The sequence below is a fragment of the Acinetobacter sp. CY17 genome (assembly GCF_059515825.1).
On record NZ_JCAKMX010000003.1, the window covers coordinates 24,056 to 42,358 of the forward strand.

At 41.8% G+C, this 18,303-nt stretch carries 19 protein-coding genes; 10 read left to right on the forward strand and 9 right to left on the reverse strand.

Annotation, left to right across the window (positions count from 1 at the left end; translation table 11 throughout):
- Positions 1-345 precede the first annotated feature (345 nt).
- The 5 genes from AC5YCI_RS02820 to AC5YCI_RS02840 are packed head-to-tail and all read left to right on the forward strand — an operon-like array spanning position 346 to position 3,516.
- Positions 346-1,161 (forward strand): ABC transporter ATP-binding protein, encoded by an 816-nt coding sequence (locus AC5YCI_RS02820; protein WP_496128806.1) that lies wholly within the window; start codon positions 346-348, stop codon positions 1,159-1,161.
- A complete protein-coding gene (gene mlaE, locus AC5YCI_RS02825) occupies positions 1,158-1,937 on the forward strand; it encodes a lipid asymmetry maintenance ABC transporter permease subunit MlaE (protein WP_496175170.1) in 780 nt (259 codons plus the stop codon). The genes AC5YCI_RS02820 and mlaE overlap by 4 nt, the downstream gene beginning before the upstream one ends.
- Positions 1,937-2,590: an outer membrane lipid asymmetry maintenance protein MlaD gene (gene mlaD, locus AC5YCI_RS02830; protein ID WP_496175171.1), complete on the forward strand. Its 654-nt coding sequence runs from the start codon at positions 1,937-1,939 to the stop codon at positions 2,588-2,590. Before mlaE ends, mlaD begins: the two co-directional genes overlap by 1 nt.
- Before the next feature lie 15 nt (positions 2,591-2,605).
- On the forward strand, positions 2,606-3,232 hold the full coding sequence (locus tag AC5YCI_RS02835; RefSeq protein WP_496128809.1) for an MlaC/ttg2D family ABC transporter substrate-binding protein: 627 nt from the start codon (positions 2,606-2,608) through the stop codon (positions 3,230-3,232).
- On the forward strand, positions 3,232-3,516 hold the full coding sequence (locus tag AC5YCI_RS02840) for an STAS domain-containing protein (protein WP_496175172.1): 285 nt from the start codon (positions 3,232-3,234) through the stop codon (positions 3,514-3,516). Before AC5YCI_RS02835 ends, AC5YCI_RS02840 begins: the two co-directional genes overlap by 1 nt.
- 55 nt (positions 3,517-3,571) lie before the next feature.
- Here the strand turns inward: AC5YCI_RS02840 and AC5YCI_RS02845 are convergent, their stop codons facing one another.
- Positions 3,572-4,585, reverse strand: coding sequence for a magnesium and cobalt transport protein CorA (locus AC5YCI_RS02845; protein WP_496128811.1), 1,014 nt, complete (start codon positions 4,583-4,585; stop codon positions 3,572-3,574).
- Positions 4,586-4,733: 148 nt separating this feature from the next.
- Here AC5YCI_RS02845 and AC5YCI_RS02850 point away from each other — a divergent pair, with 148 nt between their 5' ends.
- Positions 4,734-5,333, forward strand: coding sequence for an LOG family protein (locus AC5YCI_RS02850; protein WP_496175173.1), 600 nt, complete (start codon positions 4,734-4,736; stop codon positions 5,331-5,333).
- Positions 5,330-5,734 (forward strand): NUDIX hydrolase, encoded by a 405-nt coding sequence (locus AC5YCI_RS02855; RefSeq protein ID WP_496175174.1) that lies wholly within the window; start codon positions 5,330-5,332, stop codon positions 5,732-5,734. Before AC5YCI_RS02850 ends, AC5YCI_RS02855 begins: the two co-directional genes overlap by 4 nt.
- Here AC5YCI_RS02855 and AC5YCI_RS02860 read toward each other — a convergent pair.
- On the reverse strand, positions 5,714-6,358 hold the full coding sequence (locus AC5YCI_RS02860; RefSeq protein WP_496175175.1) for a ComF family protein: 645 nt from the start codon (positions 6,356-6,358) through the stop codon (positions 5,714-5,716). The two genes, AC5YCI_RS02855 and AC5YCI_RS02860, sit on opposite strands and share 21 nt — an antisense overlap.
- Positions 6,306-8,351: an ATP-dependent DNA helicase RecG gene (gene recG / locus AC5YCI_RS02865; protein ID WP_496175176.1), complete on the reverse strand. Its 2,046-nt coding sequence runs from the start codon at positions 8,349-8,351 to the stop codon at positions 6,306-6,308. Before recG ends, AC5YCI_RS02860 begins: the two co-directional genes overlap by 53 nt.
- A 41-nt stretch (positions 8,352-8,392) precedes the next feature.
- On the opposite strand from recG, the gene AC5YCI_RS02870 reads away from it, so the two are divergent.
- On the forward strand, positions 8,393-9,199 hold the full coding sequence (locus AC5YCI_RS02870) for an NAD-dependent epimerase/dehydratase family protein (protein ID WP_496128816.1): 807 nt from the start codon (positions 8,393-8,395) through the stop codon (positions 9,197-9,199).
- A 15-nt stretch (positions 9,200-9,214) separates the two neighbouring features.
- Here AC5YCI_RS02870 and plsB read toward each other — a convergent pair whose 3' ends face one another.
- Positions 9,215-11,764: a glycerol-3-phosphate 1-O-acyltransferase PlsB gene (gene plsB / locus AC5YCI_RS02875; RefSeq protein WP_496175177.1), complete on the reverse strand. Its 2,550-nt coding sequence runs from the start codon at positions 11,762-11,764 to the stop codon at positions 9,215-9,217.
- 230 nt (positions 11,765-11,994) lie between these two features.
- Between plsB and AC5YCI_RS02880 the strand changes: the two genes are divergently transcribed.
- Positions 11,995-12,870 (forward strand): acyl-CoA thioesterase, encoded by an 876-nt coding sequence (locus AC5YCI_RS02880; RefSeq protein ID WP_496128818.1) that lies wholly within the window; start codon positions 11,995-11,997, stop codon positions 12,868-12,870.
- Positions 12,871-12,910: 40 nt separating this feature from the next.
- On the opposite strand, the gene AC5YCI_RS02885 is transcribed toward AC5YCI_RS02880, so the two are convergent.
- A complete protein-coding gene (locus AC5YCI_RS02885; RefSeq protein WP_496128819.1) occupies positions 12,911-13,036 on the reverse strand; it encodes a hypothetical protein in 126 nt (41 codons plus the stop codon).
- A gap of 256 nt (positions 13,037-13,292) precedes the next feature.
- Between AC5YCI_RS02885 and AC5YCI_RS02890 the strand changes: the two genes are divergently transcribed.
- Positions 13,293-14,531 (forward strand): dicarboxylate/amino acid:cation symporter, encoded by a 1,239-nt coding sequence (locus AC5YCI_RS02890; protein ID WP_496128820.1) that lies wholly within the window; start codon positions 13,293-13,295, stop codon positions 14,529-14,531.
- A 174-nt stretch (positions 14,532-14,705) separates the two neighbouring features.
- Here AC5YCI_RS02890 and yihA read toward each other — a convergent pair whose 3' ends face one another.
- The 4 genes from yihA to AC5YCI_RS02910 form a co-directional block, all read right to left on the reverse strand.
- A complete protein-coding gene (yihA, locus tag AC5YCI_RS02895) occupies positions 14,706-15,551 on the reverse strand; it encodes a ribosome biogenesis GTP-binding protein YihA/YsxC (RefSeq protein WP_496128821.1) in 846 nt (281 codons plus the stop codon).
- 62 nt (positions 15,552-15,613) lie between these two features.
- Positions 15,614-16,054, reverse strand: a complete 441-nt coding sequence (locus AC5YCI_RS02900) for an RrF2 family transcriptional regulator (protein ID WP_496128822.1) — start codon at positions 16,052-16,054, stop codon at positions 15,614-15,616.
- Positions 16,055-16,121: 67 nt separating this feature from the next.
- Positions 16,122-16,883 carry a globin domain-containing protein gene (locus AC5YCI_RS02905; RefSeq protein ID WP_496128823.1) on the reverse strand — a complete coding sequence of 254 codons (762 nt, stop codon included), beginning with the start codon at positions 16,881-16,883 and terminating at the stop codon, positions 16,122-16,124.
- Positions 16,884-17,027: 144 nt separating this feature from the next.
- On the reverse strand, positions 17,028-18,218 hold the full coding sequence (locus AC5YCI_RS02910; RefSeq protein ID WP_496175178.1) for a PLP-dependent transferase: 1,191 nt from the start codon (positions 18,216-18,218) through the stop codon (positions 17,028-17,030).
- Positions 18,219-18,303: the final 85 nt, after the last annotated feature.

Below are 18,303 nucleotides of genomic sequence, written 5' to 3' on the forward strand. Positions count from 1 at the left end.
ATTAGCCTATAAGAAAGACCGATATTGATATCGGTCTTTTTTTATGTCTGATAGATTGAAATTTATTATTCAAAATGTATACTCATTCAAATTTTTATTAAAAAGTGATAATTAGTTGTCTAGCTATCATTTTGCTTATTTTGGATACGGAAAACTATTCATGATGCGTTATATCAGTGGCTTATTGTTATTGTGCAATCTTGTCGTATTTTGTTATGGCTATTTGAATTAATCCAACTTCAGCAGCTGACATTTTTACAACGCAGCGTTCTATATTTCTTGCCCTAAAAATGATCTAATCCTTTATAGTATGCCTGCTGAAAAAATGCAGGAATACGCAGCAGTATGAATAATACAGTATCCCAAGCCCAAGCTTTTATTGAAATAAAGCAGTTAAGCTTTAAGCGTGGGGATCGAATAATTTATGACAACATTAGCTTAAATATCCGCCGCGGTCAGATCACTGCGATTATGGGGCCCTCAGGCACAGGTAAAACCACACTTCTTCGTTTGATTGGTGGACAACTGACACCAGATCAGGGACAAGTTTTGCTTGATGGTCAAGATATAGCCCAAATGTCACGTCAGCAACTGTTTAAGGCGCGGGCGCGTATGGGAATGCTGTTTCAAAGTGGAGCCTTATTTACCGACATGTCGGTTTATGAAAATGTGGCTTTCCCGATTCGTGCCCATACCCAGCTGCCTGAACATTTAATTGCAGAGTTAGTGGCTTTAAAGCTTGAATCGGTGGGTTTGCGTGGTGCAGAACAACTCATGCCTGCCGAGCTTTCAGGTGGGATGAGCCGCCGCGTAGCTTTAGCGCGTGCTATTGCTCTTGATCCAGAACTGATTATGTATGATGAACCTTTTGCCGGCCAAGACCCTATTGTAATGGGTGTGCTGACTCGGCTGATTCGTTCTTTACGTGATGCTTTGGACTTAACCACCATTATTGTGTCGCACGATGTGGCAGAGACCTTATCGATTGCTGATTATATTTATGTGGTGGCTGAAGGTAAGATTCAAGGTGAGGGCACACCTGAACAGCTCAAAGCACATACTTCACCTTTTGTCCGTCAATTCTTAACAGGTTCTGTTGAAGGGCCGGTTGAATATCAATTTAGTCATCAGCCTTATTTAACTGCTGAGGGTCAAACATGAATGCAATTGCCTTATTGGGTCGTCGCGTCATTGAACGTGTACGTGGCATTGGGGTGGCGAGTATCATGTTGCTGCAGATTCTATGCTCAATGCCCACTTGGCTTGGGGTTAAACTTTTTATCTATCAAATGTATAGGGTCGGCTTTTTATCTTTGCTGATTATTGCGGTGTCCGGTCTATTCATTGGTTTGGTTCTGGGCTTACAAGGTTACTCCATTTTAGTTAACGTGGGCTCTGAATCGATGCTTGGCACCATGGTGTCTTTAACACTCTTGCGTGAACTAGCACCTGTAGTCGCAGCACTGTTATTTGCCGGACGTGCAGGTTCAGCTTTAACTGCTGAAATTGGTTTAATGAAAGCCACCGAACAACTGTCAAGTATGGAAATGATTGGGGTAGATCCGCTTAAACGTATTGTTTCACCGCGTCTATGGGCGGGTATTGTTAGTTTACCCATGCTATCGGTCATTTTTGCTGCTATTGGGATTATGGGTGGTAAATTGGTTGGGGTAGATTTCTTAGGGGTTGATGAAGGTTCTTTTTGGAGCGGTATGCAAAGTAGCGTACGTTTTTACGAAGATATTTTTCAGGGCACTTTAATTAAAAGCTTTGTCTTTGCCATTTTGTGTACTTGGATTGCGGTCTATCAGGGTTATGCCTGCGAACCGACCTCTGAGGGAATTGCGACATCCACCACACGAACTGTGGTGTATTCATCTTTATGTGTTTTAGGTTTTGATTTTGTGTTGACTGCGGTCATGTTTGGAGGTGTGTAATGAAATCACGTGCAAGTGAACTGGCCGTTGGTATTTTTGTGATCATATTTGCAATTGCAATGTTCTTTTTGGCCATGAAAGTCAGTGGCTTAACTGGCAATAATTTACGTGATACCTATAGCATGCAAGCTGAATTTGACAACGTCAATGGCTTAAAGCCGCGTGCTAAAGTCACCATGAGTGGGGTCACCATTGGCCGCGTGAGTGATATTACTTTAGATCCAGTCACCCGTTTAGCCACAGTGCATTTTGACTTAGATGGCAGTTTGACTTCATTTAACCAAGAACAACTCAAAACTGTACAGGAAAATGCTTTAGAAGAGCTGCGTTACAGCACAGAATATACTCAAGCGAATCCTCAGCAACAAAAAGCGATGCAAAATCAACTGATGGCCAACATGAAATCCATTACCAGTATTGATGAAGATGCTTACATTATGGTGGCAACCAATGGTCTATTGGGTGAAAAATATCTGAAAGTGGTGCCAGGTGGTGGTTTAAATTATCTACCGCGTGGTGGCAGCATCATTAACACCCAAGGTACCATGGACCTTGAAGATTTGATTAGTAAATTTATTACAGGCGGTAATAAGACGGCTGATACTAGTCAAGTTTCAACTGAAGAACCAGAAGCATCATTTGTTGCAGACTAAGCAAAGGAGACCAATATGAAAACTTTAATGAAACAGACCCTCACAGCAAGTATTTTAGCAAGCATGTTCGCAGGAACCGCATTTGCTGCTCCTAGCCAAACGCCGCCTGAATTTGTAAAACAAGTAGCAGATAACTTGATTAAACGTTTGCAAACAGACCGCAGCAAATTACAAAATAACCCAGCTTTAGTGAAAACAATTGTGCGTCAAAACTTGGATCCCTATATTGATTCACAAGCATTTGTGCGTACCGTCATGGGAACTTATGTGCAACAAAGTACACCTGCGCAGCGTGCCAAGTTTGAACAAAATTTCCGTGAAACTTTAATTGAAAACTACGGTTCTGCATTTGCCAAATATAGCAATCAAACCTATAGCATACGTTCATATAAAGCTGTAGCGAACAACAAAAATCCTGTTGTGACCATTGATTTTAATAACAAAGGTGAAAAAATCCCAGTGTCTTTCCAATTGGTCGACAAAGGCAGCCAATGGAAAATTCGTAATATTAACGTTGCAGGCATTGATTTAGGTTTACAGTTCCGTAATCAGTTTGCAGCCAACGTCAAACGTAACGGTAATAATTTAGACAAAGCGATTGCGACTTTTGAACCCAATGCTGACGCAGTTGTGAAAAAATAATGCTACGCCTGCAACATCAAACTTTATGGGTGAGTGGTAAAATTGACTTTACCAATGCCGAAGCCTATTACCAGCAAGGTTTAAAGTTGATTCAACAGCAAAACTTGCCGTTAATTGTCAATTTAGCTGAGTTAGAGCAAGGCAGTACCTTAGCTTTGGCAGTGTTGGTGCGTTGGCTACGCCAAACACCGCAAGCGAAGGGGCTGCATTTTCAGGCTGTGCCAGGAAAAATGTTGAAGATTATTCAATCTTGTCATTTAGAGCCCGACTTAAAATTGATTTAAAAAAAGCACCGTAAGGTGCTTTTTTACTATGATTAGGAGGTTGGATTGAATTGCATCAAATCCATTTTTTCCATCTAAAGTAAATCAATGGCCCAATAAAGAAGGCCACAATAATCAAACTCACCGCAATAAAGCTGGTGGTGCCTTTGGCAAAAGGTAGTACATCCGTATTCATACCGTACACACTGGCTACTAGCATAGGAGGCGCTAACATACTAGGTAAAATCGAGAAGCGACGGATGGTGTCATTCTGTTCGGTGTTAATAAATCCAGAGGTGGTATCCAGTAAGAAACGCACTTTTTGGAATAAAAAGGCATCATGTTCTACCAATGAGCGCACATCTTCACTCAATTCTCGAATATCAGCATCATAGATATGGCTGCCTAAAGCGCGTGGACGTGCTAAAAAGGTCAGTACACGGCGTAAATCAATTAAACATAGCTGTGCTTTACCCAGCATATCTTCTAGCTGTGCCAAACGGGTAATCATGTCATCTAAATCTAGAATTTGTTCACGGTGGCGGTTATTGAGCACTTCGGTTGAATATTTCTCTAAATCTTTATGTACATCTTCTAAAATGTCCGCGAGCTCATCGAGTTTGGCTTCGAGTAAACCTAATAAGACCCAAGTGGGATCTTTATAATCAATTTCATAATCATTACGCCGCGCGCGGGCGCGAAAAGCACGAAAGGCAACCAGTTTTTCACCACGTAAAGTAAATAAGCGATCTTTATGTAAGATAAAAGCGACCGTTTGTACCGTAGATAAAATACCAGAGTTATCATCTGGCTCACCATCCACTTGATAATTTTTGTTTTTGGTTAAAAAATACGTACTAATATGCAAAATACCATCGTCATCACGGTAAAAGCGTGCACTAGAGGAAATATCCTCTAAAGATTTTAAGGTGGGTAAGTTTTGCTCATAAGCATCTAAGACCCACTGTTGTTCTTCTTGTGAGGGGGCAATCAGATCTACCCAAACTAGATCGGGGTGTAAATCAAAACCGCCATTGATCGTAGCATCTTCTAAACTACCGCGCTCTGTGGCATAAAAGGCTTCAAGCATTATTCTTTTCCTTTGCGCAGAGTTGTAAACCAATGGGTGTATTTTAGACAAGGATCTAAAGAAAGCACAGCCATGCTGCTGGTTTTTTTACAAAAACTGGCTGAAGTTTATGCGGCAAATATGACAAAAAATTGATAGAGGGCCAAATATGATCAAATCCATTGCTGTTTTTTGTGGTTCTGCTTTGGGGGCAGAGCAAATTTATGTAGAACAAGCACAACAGGTAGGACGTAGTATTGCTGAGCAAGGCAAAACCTTGGTTTATGGGGGTGGGCGTTCGGGTTTAATGGGCGTGGTTGCCGACAGTGCCTTACAAGCTGGTGGAGAGGTGATTGGAGTGATTCCTGAAGCTTTAGTGAATCGTGAACTTGCCCATCCAAATTTAACTGAGTTGCATATCGTGCAAAACATGCATCAACGTAAAACCTTAATGGCGGATTTATCCGATGCTTTTGTTGCTATGCCGGGCGGTGCTGGCACCATGGAGGAAATTTTTGAGCAATGGACATGGGCACAATTGGGGATTCATCAAAAAGCCAATGCCTTTTTAAACGTCAATGGTTTTTATGATGATTTACTTAAATTTATTTATATGACGGCTGATAAGGGTTTTACTCAACATCGTTTTAGTGATGCTTTAATCGTGTCTGATGACATCGAACAGATCTTAAAACAGTTTGACAGTTATACGCCACCTTTACCAAAATGGGGCGTCACTGACCAACAAGAGCTCGTTAAACCTGTATGAAAACCATTACCGTAGCAGCAGCAATTATTGTCAATGATAAACAGCAATTGCTGTTGGTACGTAAGCAAAATACTGCCTGCTTTATGCAAGTGGGCGGTAAACTCGAGCCCAATGAAGCCCCTGAAGTGACCATGTTGCGTGAGATTGCTGAAGAAATTGGTAGTGCAGCTAAAATTGAGCAATTTATTGGCCGCTTTGAAACCCAAACGGCTAATGAACCAGATCATCAATTGGTATCTTATGTCTACTATGTGACTTTAGCTCAAGCCCCACAGATTGCTGCGGAAATTGCCGAAATGAAGTGGGTCGATTTAGATGACCAAGCCACACGATTGGCACCATTAACCACACAAGTGGTGATGCCGTGGGTCAAACAGCATTTAGCCCTCAGCCACAGCTAAACACGCGGCACGAATCTGCTGACAACCGAGCAATTTTAATTGCTCAGTTAAAGCGTGAATGGAACTGCCAGTGGTCACCACATCATCCACAATCAGCACCCGTTTAAAGCGGGTGTTAGTGTGAGGGTCGGGGTAAAATTGCTGTTCAATATTGATCAAGCGTTCTTGGCGGCTTAACCCTTTTTGTGAATGTTCGGCATGGCGTAAAACCGGTTGCCAAATCGGAACTTTGAGTTTTTGACTTAAAGTTTTAGCAATTAGAATACTTTGATTAAAGCCGCGTTCAGCCAGTTTAGACAGCGAAATCGGCATTGGCACAATGGCTTGAATTCCAACATATTTCACTTCTGCTAATATGCCACTGAGCAAGCTTTGATAATGCAATTGCTGCTGATATTTAAACTGCTGAATCATGCGATCCATTGGATACTCATAATAACAAGCTGCCCAAATCTGCATTTCTTGGCGTAGGACTTCTTTTTTAAGCCACGGCAAACTGCGCCAGCAATCAAGGCACAGGCTGGCTTTAACACTTGGGCTTAACTCACAGAGTTGGCATGTTGGCATAAAGTTAAACATAGGCGTAACGTGGGGCTTCGGGTAACCAACGCTGTAATAGTGCATCTACATGACCAGGATAGTGGCTTAAAATTTGCTGTGCTACATAATGCGCCTGATTGAGTAGATGATCATCACGCTCGAGTTTGGCCACCCGAAAACCCAAATCTCCTGTTTGTTTGGTTCCCAATAATTCGCCCGGCCCGCGAATTTCCAAATCCTTTTCGGCAATCACAAAGCCATCATTACTTTCACGTAAAATTTTTAAACGTTCTTGTCCATTTTGTGACAGCGGATGTTTATACAATAATGCACAAAAACTTGCCGTTGCGCCACGTCCAACTCGACCACGTAACTGATGCAATTGTGACAAACCTAAACGCTCGGCATTTTCAATCACCATAATGGATGCATTGGGCACGTTGACGCCTACTTCAATCACTGTGGTGGCAATTAAAAGCTGTAGCTGATTGTCTTTAAATTGTTGCATCACGCTTTGCTTTTGATCGGCTTTCATTTTGCCGTGTACTAAGCCAACTTTCAGCTCAGGATAACGCTGTTGAATCTCTAAAAAAGTTGCTTCAGCGGCCTGCGCATCTAAGGTTTCCGATTGCTCCACCAAAGTACATACCCAATAGGCTTGCTTACCTTCTATACAGTTGCTGGCAATACGATCTAGTACTTCATGTCGGCGCTCTAAGGGCACAGCCACGGTTTGAATCGGAGTACGTCCGGGTGGCAATTCATCAATAATAGAGGTATCTAAATCGCCATAAGCGGACATCGCGAGGGTGCGTGGAATAGGCGTTGCGGTCATGACCAATTGATGCGGGGTTGTGCCTTGTACGCCTTTATTGCGCAGTGCTAAACGTTGATCGACCCCAAAGCGGTGCTGTTCATCAATAATCACTAAACCGAGTTTGGCAAACTGCACACTATCTTGAAATAAGGCATGCGTACCAATGACTAAATTGGCAGAACCATCTTGTACTGCTTGTTCGGCCGCTTGGCGGGCTTTACCTTTTTGCTTGCCTGATAACCAAGTTACTTGTATGCCTAAAGGTTCAAACCACGCTTTAAAGTTTAAATAGTGTTGCTCGGCTAAAATTTCAGTCGGTGCCATCAGTGCCACTTGCCAACCTTCTTCTAAAGCATGACAAGCGGCTACAGCTGCCACCAAAGTTTTACCAGCACCTACATCACCTTGCACCAAACGTAGCATCGGTTTATTGAGTTTTAAATCTTGCACAATATCTTTAGACACGCGTTTTTGTGCAGCTGTCATTTCAAACGGCATCGCGGCAAGCAGTTGTTTGGCGAGATTTTGGCTTGGCTTAAAACTTGGCGCTTGAATTTGCTGAATATAAGCACGACGTGTGAGGAGGCTGAGTTGATGCGCGACCAATTCTTCAAAAATCAGGCGTTGTAGGGCAGGGTGGGAACCTTGCGCCAATTGCAGCATATTGGCATCACTCGGTGGTTGATGCAAATAATACAACGCCTGTTTTAAGTCATAGCCATTGGTGAATTCTGCAGGTAATAATTCAGGTAAATCATCGGCATGTAGTTCTAAGGCTTTCGCGACAAAACTACGAATTTTGGCTTGGGTTAAACCTTCGGTACTCGGATAAATCGCGGTCAGCTGAGTTTTAGGTAAGGGCGTATGTGCTTGCACCAGTTCAATTTCAGGATGATACAGCTCTAAACCACGCGCACCGACACGCACTTCACCAAAAACGCGCAAGCGATTACCGACTTGTGCACGGTCTGTTAAGGCTTTATAGACATGATAAAAACGTAAGGTGACTTTGCCAAAATCATCTTGGAGCAACACCGCCATAGATTTACGTTTGCCTGCTGGGAAATCTACCCCACGCACAATGCCTTCTAATAAATAACTGCGTCCTACAGTTAATTGGTTCATGGCAATGATCGTGCTACGATCTTCATAGTCACGTGGCAAATGAAACAGCAGATCGTCACTGTTAAAAATATGTAATTTTTCAAGTAAAGCCGCTGCGGCGTGACCTACGCCAGGCAATTGATGGATGGCAGTCATGTCCCCTCAAAATAAATTTTAGCTAAAGTGGGTGCTACATCATGCATATTCTGTTTATAGGTTACGGTAAAACATCTGAGCGAGTGGCTCAACAGTTATTTACACAACATCAAATCAGTAGCATAAGTTTATCGCCTAAAGATGATGCTTTTGCTACGCATTATGTCCAAGATGTGCATGCCTTAGATTTGAGTCAGCTTGCGCCGATTGATGTGGCTTATGTGTTGTTAAGTCCGAAACACAGCAGCATTGAAGGCTATCAACATACCTATTTAGATTCGGTTGCACCGATTGTAAAAGCCTTAAAATCGCATCCCATTCAACGGGTGATGGTACTGTCCTCTACGCGGGTTTATGGTGAAAATAGCGGTGAGCGCATTGATGATGAATCTGAGATTAAACCCATTGATGCACAAGGCGCTGTATTGCATGCAATGGAACAGCATTGGCAAGCGGCTTATCCAAATGAATGTGTCATTGTGCGTCCGACAGGAATTTATGGGACATCGGCTGCGCGTATGGTGAAGCTTGCTCAAAACACTTTAAACTATCCGCATATTCATTATAGTAACCGCATTCATATTGATGATTTAGCACGTTTTTTAGCAAATATGCTTCACGTGAAACATCCAAGAAAATCTTATATTGTGAGTAATAATCAACCCTTGCCTTTACATAAAATCATTGAATGGTTTCAGCAGCAATTGGGCTTGCCTGAATTGGTATTAGAAAGTGATCGTTTATCTGGAAAACGTATTTATGCCACCAATTTGCAGCAGATGGGGTTTGAGTTAGAGCATGAAGATTGTTTTTTAGACTATCAGAAATTATTAGAGTTAGCCCCGTAAACGGGGCTGATCGATTTATTTATTGCCTTTCACTTTACGCAATAAACGTCGTTTAGCGGCTTGCTCAGCTGCTAATGCATCTAAAGCTTGTTGTAACTCTGCATCACTAAAGGTGGTGATATGTTGCAACATTTGTAAGGTCGCATCATCAAGGACTAAATTGGCGTATTTAGCCACATCGGTGAGTTTGCTGTCATACATAATTGCGCCGCCTTCTAAGCGAATATAGCCTTGCTTAGTCAGCTCTTTAATAAAACTTTGGAATAAGGCTTTATCAAAAAATTCAGGTGAATTAAATTCATACAGCACCGATAAACGCTGTCCGATTAAATAACTCAACTCTTCGACCTGACGTGCAGAAATGTTGCCTGAGCCACGTTGGGTAATTAAAGCCAAGGTCATGTAATAACGCTCTAAACTTTGCATCACAGGTGCAGCTAAAATCTGTAATTGAGCGCGTTCTTCGCTATTTGGAGCAGGGGCAACTAAATCTTCACCTTGTGCCAGCAATAGATCGGCCGCCACCAAGGCATCAGTGTAGGCGCTAATGGCATCTTTGAGTTCATGACTTTGCCATTTTAAAAATAATTCTGCTTTTAAAAATGGATACAGTAAACGAATCACATTGGCTAAATCATGGCGTTGAATTTGCCCATTATGCTCGACTAAGGCAGCAATCAAAGATGGTAGGGTAAAGGCATGCACAATATTATTACGGAAATAGGTCAATAACACCGCTTGATTATCTTCAATCGCAATAATATCGCCTAATACATGGCGAATCCGTTTAATTAATTTAAGTTTTAAACCATAGGCAATAATTTCTTGTCCAGATAAAGCGGTAATTTGCATACGCGCATCATAAGGTAACTGGGTAAGTAGCTTACGATAGCCGTCTAACTGCTTGATACAAACGGCTTCGTCTAAGGTATGTTTATCTGTAGCCAGTAAGATCAGTGCCAACAATGACACAGGGTTAATCACCACAGCACTATTAATATTTTTTAAGATTTCTTGTGCTGCGTCATTAATAGCTTCTGAAACGGGCTCTGGAATAGGATCGTCATTTTTAGCAATTATTACCTCTTGGGCATGATGTTGTTTTAACATCTCGTCTAAAAACACGGGTTCCCCAAAATTCACATGCACTTTTCCAAAGATGCGTTCTATTTTACGTAAGGTTTGTAAGATACCTTTAATAGATTCTGCCTCTTTGGGCTTACCTTGCATTTCACCTACATAGGTTGAGCCCTCCATGAGGCGCTCATAACCAATATAGGTGGGTACAAAAGCAATGGGTTTGGCCTTGCCACGTAAATGGCCATGTACAGTCATGGCAAGCATGCCAGTTTTAGGCGGCAACAAACGCCCCGTGCGTGAACGTCCACCTTCAATAAAATATTCAAGTGGCGCATTGCGTGACAAAATACTATATAGATATTCTTTGAATACAGAAGTGTATAAACCATTGCCACGGAAGCTACGCCGAATAAAAAACGCGCCACCACCACGTAACAGTTGACCGACAAAAGGCAAATTTAAATTATCGCCTGCAGCAATATGGGGTACGCGTAAACCACGCTTAAAAATCACATAAGACAGCAATAGATAATCGATATGACTACGGTGACACGGGGTATAGACAATTTCATAATCTTTAGCCAGCTCACGCACAGTACTAAAATTATGCACTTCTACACCGTCATAAAGCTGTGTCCAAAGTCGGGTGAGGGCTTGTTCTGCAAAACGTACGGTTGGATAAGAATAATCAGAAATAATCTCAGATAAATAACCTACCGCACGCTGCTCGGCATCCAATAAGCTAATTTTACTGCGCGTGCTTTCACGTCGAATGGCTTCTTGGATCGCTTCAGATTTAATTAAGCTGTGCATCACATTGCGACGATCAGACAAATCTGGCCCTAACACCACTTTACGCTGCGCATCTAAAAAATTATTTAGATGATTCACAATATAAGTCACAGGCGATAAATTGGGATGCGTCGTATGGGCATACTCAATTAAATCACGTAGTGATTCTGCTGGATGAAACTCTAAAAAGGTTTCACGGCCATGTAAGCCAATATTAAGCAATTGTTTGAAGCGACTTGGTGGGGCCCAGTTGTCGGTAAACAGCAGTTTGAGCCAAGAATCTTCATTTTCTGGTGCGCGTCCCCACAGTACCGTCACAGGAATCAGTTCAATATCTAACGCAGGCTGTTCTTGCAAAAGTTCCACCAAACGCAATAAACGTGGTGGAAAGGCATGTTGCTCAGGGTGTAAGACATCTTCTGGATGATGCTGTAAAAAGATCACGGAGGTTTTTTCATGCAAATCTTGAATATGCAAAGGATTTAATGCGGGCTTCAGTTTTAAGCGCCGTGTTTCAGCATCAACCAATAAAGCATTACTACGCGAATAGTTTTGTAATACATAGCAGGTCAGCTTGTCTGTGCTGGGAGGTGCGGGTTCAGGTGCTTCGCCTAAAACCTGCGGTGTAACCACCAAATCCAGTAATTTACTCGACATCTGACGATAAATTTGACCAAATCCGCGCTTGGGCATAGTTACTCCTTGCTATTGTTATTCGCGCAAAACATCAGCAATTGTAAACAAATAATCGCTGTTTGTTTGAGCAATATAACCAAGTTTGCCAAGATTCGGCAGTAAAAATCAGACTAATTTAAAAAAAACATCAAAAAAGCAGGTATGGCTCAGCTTGAAAAAGCGCGCTAACCCCACAATTCAGTTTATGCTAGAAAATAATTGCTGTCGTTAGATGAGATAGGTTGGCCATGAATGCATTAACCCAAGAATTAGTTGAGCTGTTGAGTTTAGAAAAACTCGAAGAGAATATCTTTCGCGGTCAAAGCCGTAATTTGGTGGGTAAGCGTGTATTTGGTGGTCAGGTCTTAGGACAAGCCTTACGTGCAGCATCCTATACCACAGATCGGCCAGCCCATTCATTGCATGCTTATTTTCTATTTGGTGGTGATGTTAATGCGCCGATTGTTTATCATGTAGATCGTATTCGAGATGGTAAAAGTTTTATTAGCCGTCAAGTGCGCGCCATTCAGCATGGACGTACCATTTTTATGTGCATGGTGTCATTTAGCCACCCTGAAGAAGGTTTAAATTACCAAACCGAAGCACCAGATTATCCACCAGTTGAAACCCTTAAATCAGAACAAGAACTAAAACAAGGTTTTATTCATTTTGTACCAGAAAATGTACGTGCCAGCTTTATGCGTGAACGGCATATCGAAATTCGCCCTGCGGTGGATGTAGGTAATATTTTCCATCCGCAACCTGAAGCACCAGTATATGCCCATTATTTACGTACCCACGATAAAATTGCGGCAGATGTCGACTCGGTGGCCTTACATCAAGCCATTGCTGCGTTCTACTCAGACTTTACCTTAATGACCACGGCCTTACGTCCGCATGGTTTAAGTTATTTATCGCCAAGCTTACAATGTGCCAGTATTGACCATGCCATGTATTTCCATAAGCCATTTCGTGCCGATGAATGGATGCTATACGACATGGATGCGACCGTAAGCAGCAGCTCACGTGGGCTAAATTTTGGACGCATGTGGCAAAATGGGGAGTTGGTGTGTAGTACCACTCAAGAAGGTTTAATTCGCTTACGTGAAATTGAAACCCAATAAGCTCATGACAATAAAATAAGCCGCATAGCGCGGCTTATTTTTAATGGCAATGGGCTAATTCTTTGCCATGACTATGACAGCCTTGGTTACTTTTACCATTTTGGCTATGTGCCATGGCTTGTCCCATAATGCTTATTAATAGTGCAGTAAGCATGATTTTTTTCATGATTTAGTCCTTATTTGTGCCTAAAAAGTGTGCATGGTTGAAATTGATGCGCCATAAATAGGCGAAATAGCTCAATAGATGCTTTATAAATGCTTGGATGCACCTGATATGCACATTACATGCCAAGCTGATTGGTTACAGAACTACATCGTGCATATTAAACACAGCACAGCTTTTAGCTGACAAAAAAATAGTCGTAATTCAAAATGCTGCATGGCATAGTGCTGCTAAATTGCAACAATATATAGATTAAATTATGAGCTTAAATACTCAAATTTTAGTGGCAGCAATTTTGGGACTCATCTTTGGATATATTTTAAATTTCTTCCCAGAGACTGCCTTTTTTTCTGCCTCTCTTTATGGCATTGGGATAGCCAGTAGCATTTTTATTGGCTTACTTAAAATGCTATTAATTCCTTTGATCTTTAGTTCGATTGTAGTTGGAGTATCCAATTTACAAGCGGGTGGTCAGTTTGGGCGGGTATGGAAAATTACGGTTTTATGTTGTATCACCACCACCACTTTAGCCTTAGCGCTTGGTCTGGCTTGTGCACATCTATTTGATGTGGGTAAGGGGGTTGATATTGCGATGTTCCAAGATGCCATGCGCCAGCATCAAAGCCCAGATACCTTAACCCCAAGTTCTTTTATTACCAACTTTATTCAAAATACCTTAATCAATCCGTTTAGAGCCTTTAGCGAAGGCAATGTACTAGCAGTAGTGTTATTTGCACTGTTTGTTGGTGTGGCTTTGGTCAAAGGTGGCGAGCGCTTTAAAGGCGTGCGTAGTTTAAGCCAGCAGTTTTTTGACATGATGATGATGATGATTGGCTGGGTTATGAAATTAGCGCCAATTGGCATCTTTGCCTTACTCGCAAAACTTATTGCCACCGAAGATATTAGTGTGCTGACACGTTTGGCTGAATTTGCCTTGGTGGTCACAGGAACAACGATTTTCCATGGGGCGGTGGTATTACCATTATTGCTGTGGATTTTTGGCAAAATGAATCCAATCACCTTTTTTAAAGGCACTAAAACTGCATTGATTACTGCTTTTGCGACCAGCTCAAGCTCGGCCACTATGCCTTTGTCATTAAAATGTGCGCAGGAAAATTTGGGTGTACGTCCGCAGACTGCAGGTTTTGTGATTCCCATTGGTACACAGCTCAATATGGATGGCACGGCATTATATGAAGCAGCCGCAGCTTTATTTATCGCTAATTTAATGGGTTTAGATTTAACACTCGGTCAGCAACTTATTGTTTGTCTAACTGCCATGATTGCATCGTTGGGTGCACCTGGTATTCCAAGTGCTGGTATGGTCACCATGATTATGGTGCTGCAATCGGTGGGTCTACCTGCAGAAGCCATTGCGATTTTATTACCAATTGACCGTTTGCTGGATACGGTTCGAACGGTGGTCAACGTACAAGGCGATATGATGATTAGTGTAGTGGTAGATCAGCATACCAAAACGCCTCAAACAACGACTTAGTGGACAGCCCAGTCAAATAGTACACGGCGTGGCTTATGAGTAAATAGGCTGTGCTGTGATGAAGTTTAGCATTTTTACTCAGCTGTTTTAGCCTGTGTTTAAGGCGATTTTTCTCTCAATAGTAGCGACCCAATAAAAAGCCACAGACTATGCTGTGGCTTTTTTTAAATCTGCTTATTTTTTAAGGGAATCAGATGCGTTATCTGGCTCATCCACAATAAAATCAACATCATCGCCTTCAATAAATTCTTCATCATCCTCAGATGCTTCAGGAATTTGGCTGAGATCAATATTGTTTTGCTGTTCTAAAGTAAAGTTTAGGCGACCTGCCATAACGCTGGCTAACTCTTGTAAACCTTCTTTGTTCAGTGAAGAGAACAATTGAATCGAGAAGTCCAGCTTCATTTTGCGTAGCTGTGCTTTAACTTCTTGTAAAGCTTTTGAAGCTGGGCCACGGTTTAATTTATCCGACTTAGTCAGTAACACATGCACAAATAGGCGACGTGAATAAGCCCATTCCAACATCATTACGTCAAAATGTTGTAATGGATGACGAATATCCATTAACAACACCAAGCCTTGTAAACTTTTACGATGAATCAGGTAATTTTCTAACTCTTTTTGCCACACGATTTTCATTGCTTCAGGTACAGCGGCATAGCCATAACCGGGTAAATCCACCAGACGCTGGTCTGGATTACCTAAGCTAAAAAAGTTAATCATCTGGGTACGACCCGGACGTTTTGAGGCACGCGCCAACTGCTTTTGGTTGGTTAAAGCATTAATTGCACTTGATTTACCTGCATTAGAACGACCTGCAAAAGCCACTTCATAGCCAGTATCTTCCACACATAAATTAAGCTTAGGTGCACTCATTAAAAATTCAGCTTTACGAAGCCAGTTGAGTGAGCGTACAGCATATTCAGTAATTGCAGAATCAACTTTTTTCTCATAAGTAATCTTTTGCTTTGGCGCATTGGCCACTTTACTGTTACGTGATTTTCCTCGGTGCTGATGCATAACCTAACTTCAAACTTAATTTACCAAGGGGTATTATAAAGGAAGTCGCCGAGGCAAGCGAATTAAACATTGAAGATGTCTATTGCCAGTGGATGCTGGGTGTGCTTAGGCAGACTCAGGGCTTGGGCAAAAGTATATTGATTTAAGCTTTGATAAAATTGTAATAAGGCTTGATGCAAAATGCCTTTTAAGCCACAGCGCGGTAGTAAAATACATGGCTCAGGTTTTTGACAGTCTACGATTTGTGCATCACCTTGTAAGGTTTGTACCAATGTGCCTAAGCCTATGTCTAATACTGTAGGGTTTAAACGAATCCCGCCACCTTTGCCACGTGTGGTAATCAACCAATTTTGTTTGGCCATAAAATGTACCACTTTAGTTAAGTGGTTTTCTGAAACATGTAAATTTTGCGCAATTTCAGCGATGGTGTAGGGTGCTTCACGTGCTGGAGCAACATACATCAATACACGTAATGCATAGTCAGTAAATTTGTTGAGCTGCATTGCAAAAAAAACTAGGGCCGGAGCCCTAGTTTAACCACAATACAATTGAAAGCAAAGCGCCGGGCAGTTACAGCATAATCGGTGCTGAAACTTCAACACTATCACCCAACTGATAATGTTCAATTAAGATATTTGCGACTGAAAATTCTGATGCTGACTCTTCTGCTTCAACAGCAAATTGGTAGGTGTTGTGATCTACACGGCTTAACTTAAATTGTTGAGGTTGATGCAATTCTTGACCTGGTACACGTACACGTACTGAAATAAGCGCGTTGAGCGGTGCTGCCAATACTGCTTGCTGATCAGCCGCTGTCACAGTAAAGTGGGTTGGCACTACATTTTGATCTATAGCAGTAATATTAAACTCACGCCAACCTGCCCAACCGCCATTTTGTGCGGCTAGCTGATCATACTTCGCTTTTTCCATGCCGACCATTAAATCTGCTAGCTGCATATAAGCGGCTTTCCATGCAGCAATGAGTTCAGAATCCATAGGCACATTTAACACTTCACTAATTGAGTGCAACAGGTTGTCACCCACAATCGCATATTGTTCAGGTTGGATATCCAAGCTGACGTGTTTGCTGGTAATACGCTCTAAAGCTTTAGCCAATACACTTGGATTTTCAATATTTTCTGCATAGGCCAATACAGCTGCTGCTAAGGCACGTGGCTGACGTCCTGTAGTTTGATGATCTAAGTTAAAAGTGTTCTTTAATTCAGGATGATTATTAAGCATACGCTGATAAAAGTATTGGGTGAGTGCAACACCATTTTCACGTAATACAGGTACAGTGGCTTTTACAAGTTCAATATATTGCGGTGTCATCACTACACTCACTCTAAAACAGATTTAAAAGATGTATTTAAAATATATCTTTATGGTTGGCTTGACAAGAGCTGATATCAATAAAACCATAAAAAAAATATGGGATATTTTTAAATATTCCATATCTTGCAGATAAACCTCAATTTATCCGTTTAATACATTAAAAGCTTGCGCTAAGTCATTGATTAAATCTTGAGCATCCTCTAAACCTACGCAAAAACGCACCAAAATCCCTTTTTCTAAATGTGAGTTGTCTAAACTACGGACATGGGGCAATTGATAGAGCATCACTAAACTGACCGGGCCACCCCAGCTAAAGCCCAGTTTAAATAATTGCAGCGCATCACAAAAACGGCGTATATCGGCTAACTGATAGTGCTCTTTGAAGATAACACTGACCAAACCTGCACTTTGTCCATCTTGGCAAACCTGTTGCCAATACACATGACTCATATTGTCAGGATCGGCAGGATGCAGCACTTGACTTAAGTACGGTTGTTGTTTGAGCCACTTGAGTAGGCTTAAAGCCGTTTGACTTTGTGCCTGATAACGCAATCGCATAGAAGCCAAACTACGTTGAATTTGTGCCACGTCATCGCCTGAGACGCTAATGCCTTGAAGAGCGTGGGTACGATACAGGGCATGATGCAATGCTTGATCACGCGTGACTACAGAACCCATCAAAATATCTGCACCGCCACTTGGATATTTAGTGAGGGCATGCACCGTAATATCGACGCTTAAATGTTCATTACTAAAGTCAAAGGCGTTAAAAGCTAAACCTGCACCCCAAGTATTGTCGAGTGCAATGAGCATCTGATGTGCTTGAGCTTTTTTTACTAAACCAATTAAATCTGGAAATTCTAAGGTTAAAGAACCCGCTGCTTCTAGCCAAATCAGCTTGGCGTTGGCACTTGGATTAAAACTATTAACATCAATCGGGTTATACACTTTGACCTTAATTCCATAGCGTGTTTCTAGATTGCGCAAATGCTCCATATTTGGCCCATAAATATTGTCTGCTACCCAAACTTCATCTCCATGACCTAAAAAACATGAATTGACCAAGTTAATCGCAGATAAACCGCTTGGGCATAACAGATGGTGTGTACCCCCTTCAATTTGAGCAATGTGATCGCCTAAGGTAAAGGTGGTAGGTGTGCCATGCGTGCCATAGCTATAGTCATACTCATCCGTCCAGTGACGATTAAATAGTGCATTGGTGTCTTTAAAAATAATGGTCGATGCACGATAGAGGGGAGGTTGCACAGTTGTAATGTACTGAGGGGCATTTCGTGGTGCATGAATTAGTTGGGTTTGTGGATTTTTCTTCACGTCCGTGCTCAAAATAAACTGTATATGGCACTTAGCTTAAGAGAAAGTCATTGATCCTGCTAGACAAGTCACAGTTTTTATAAAA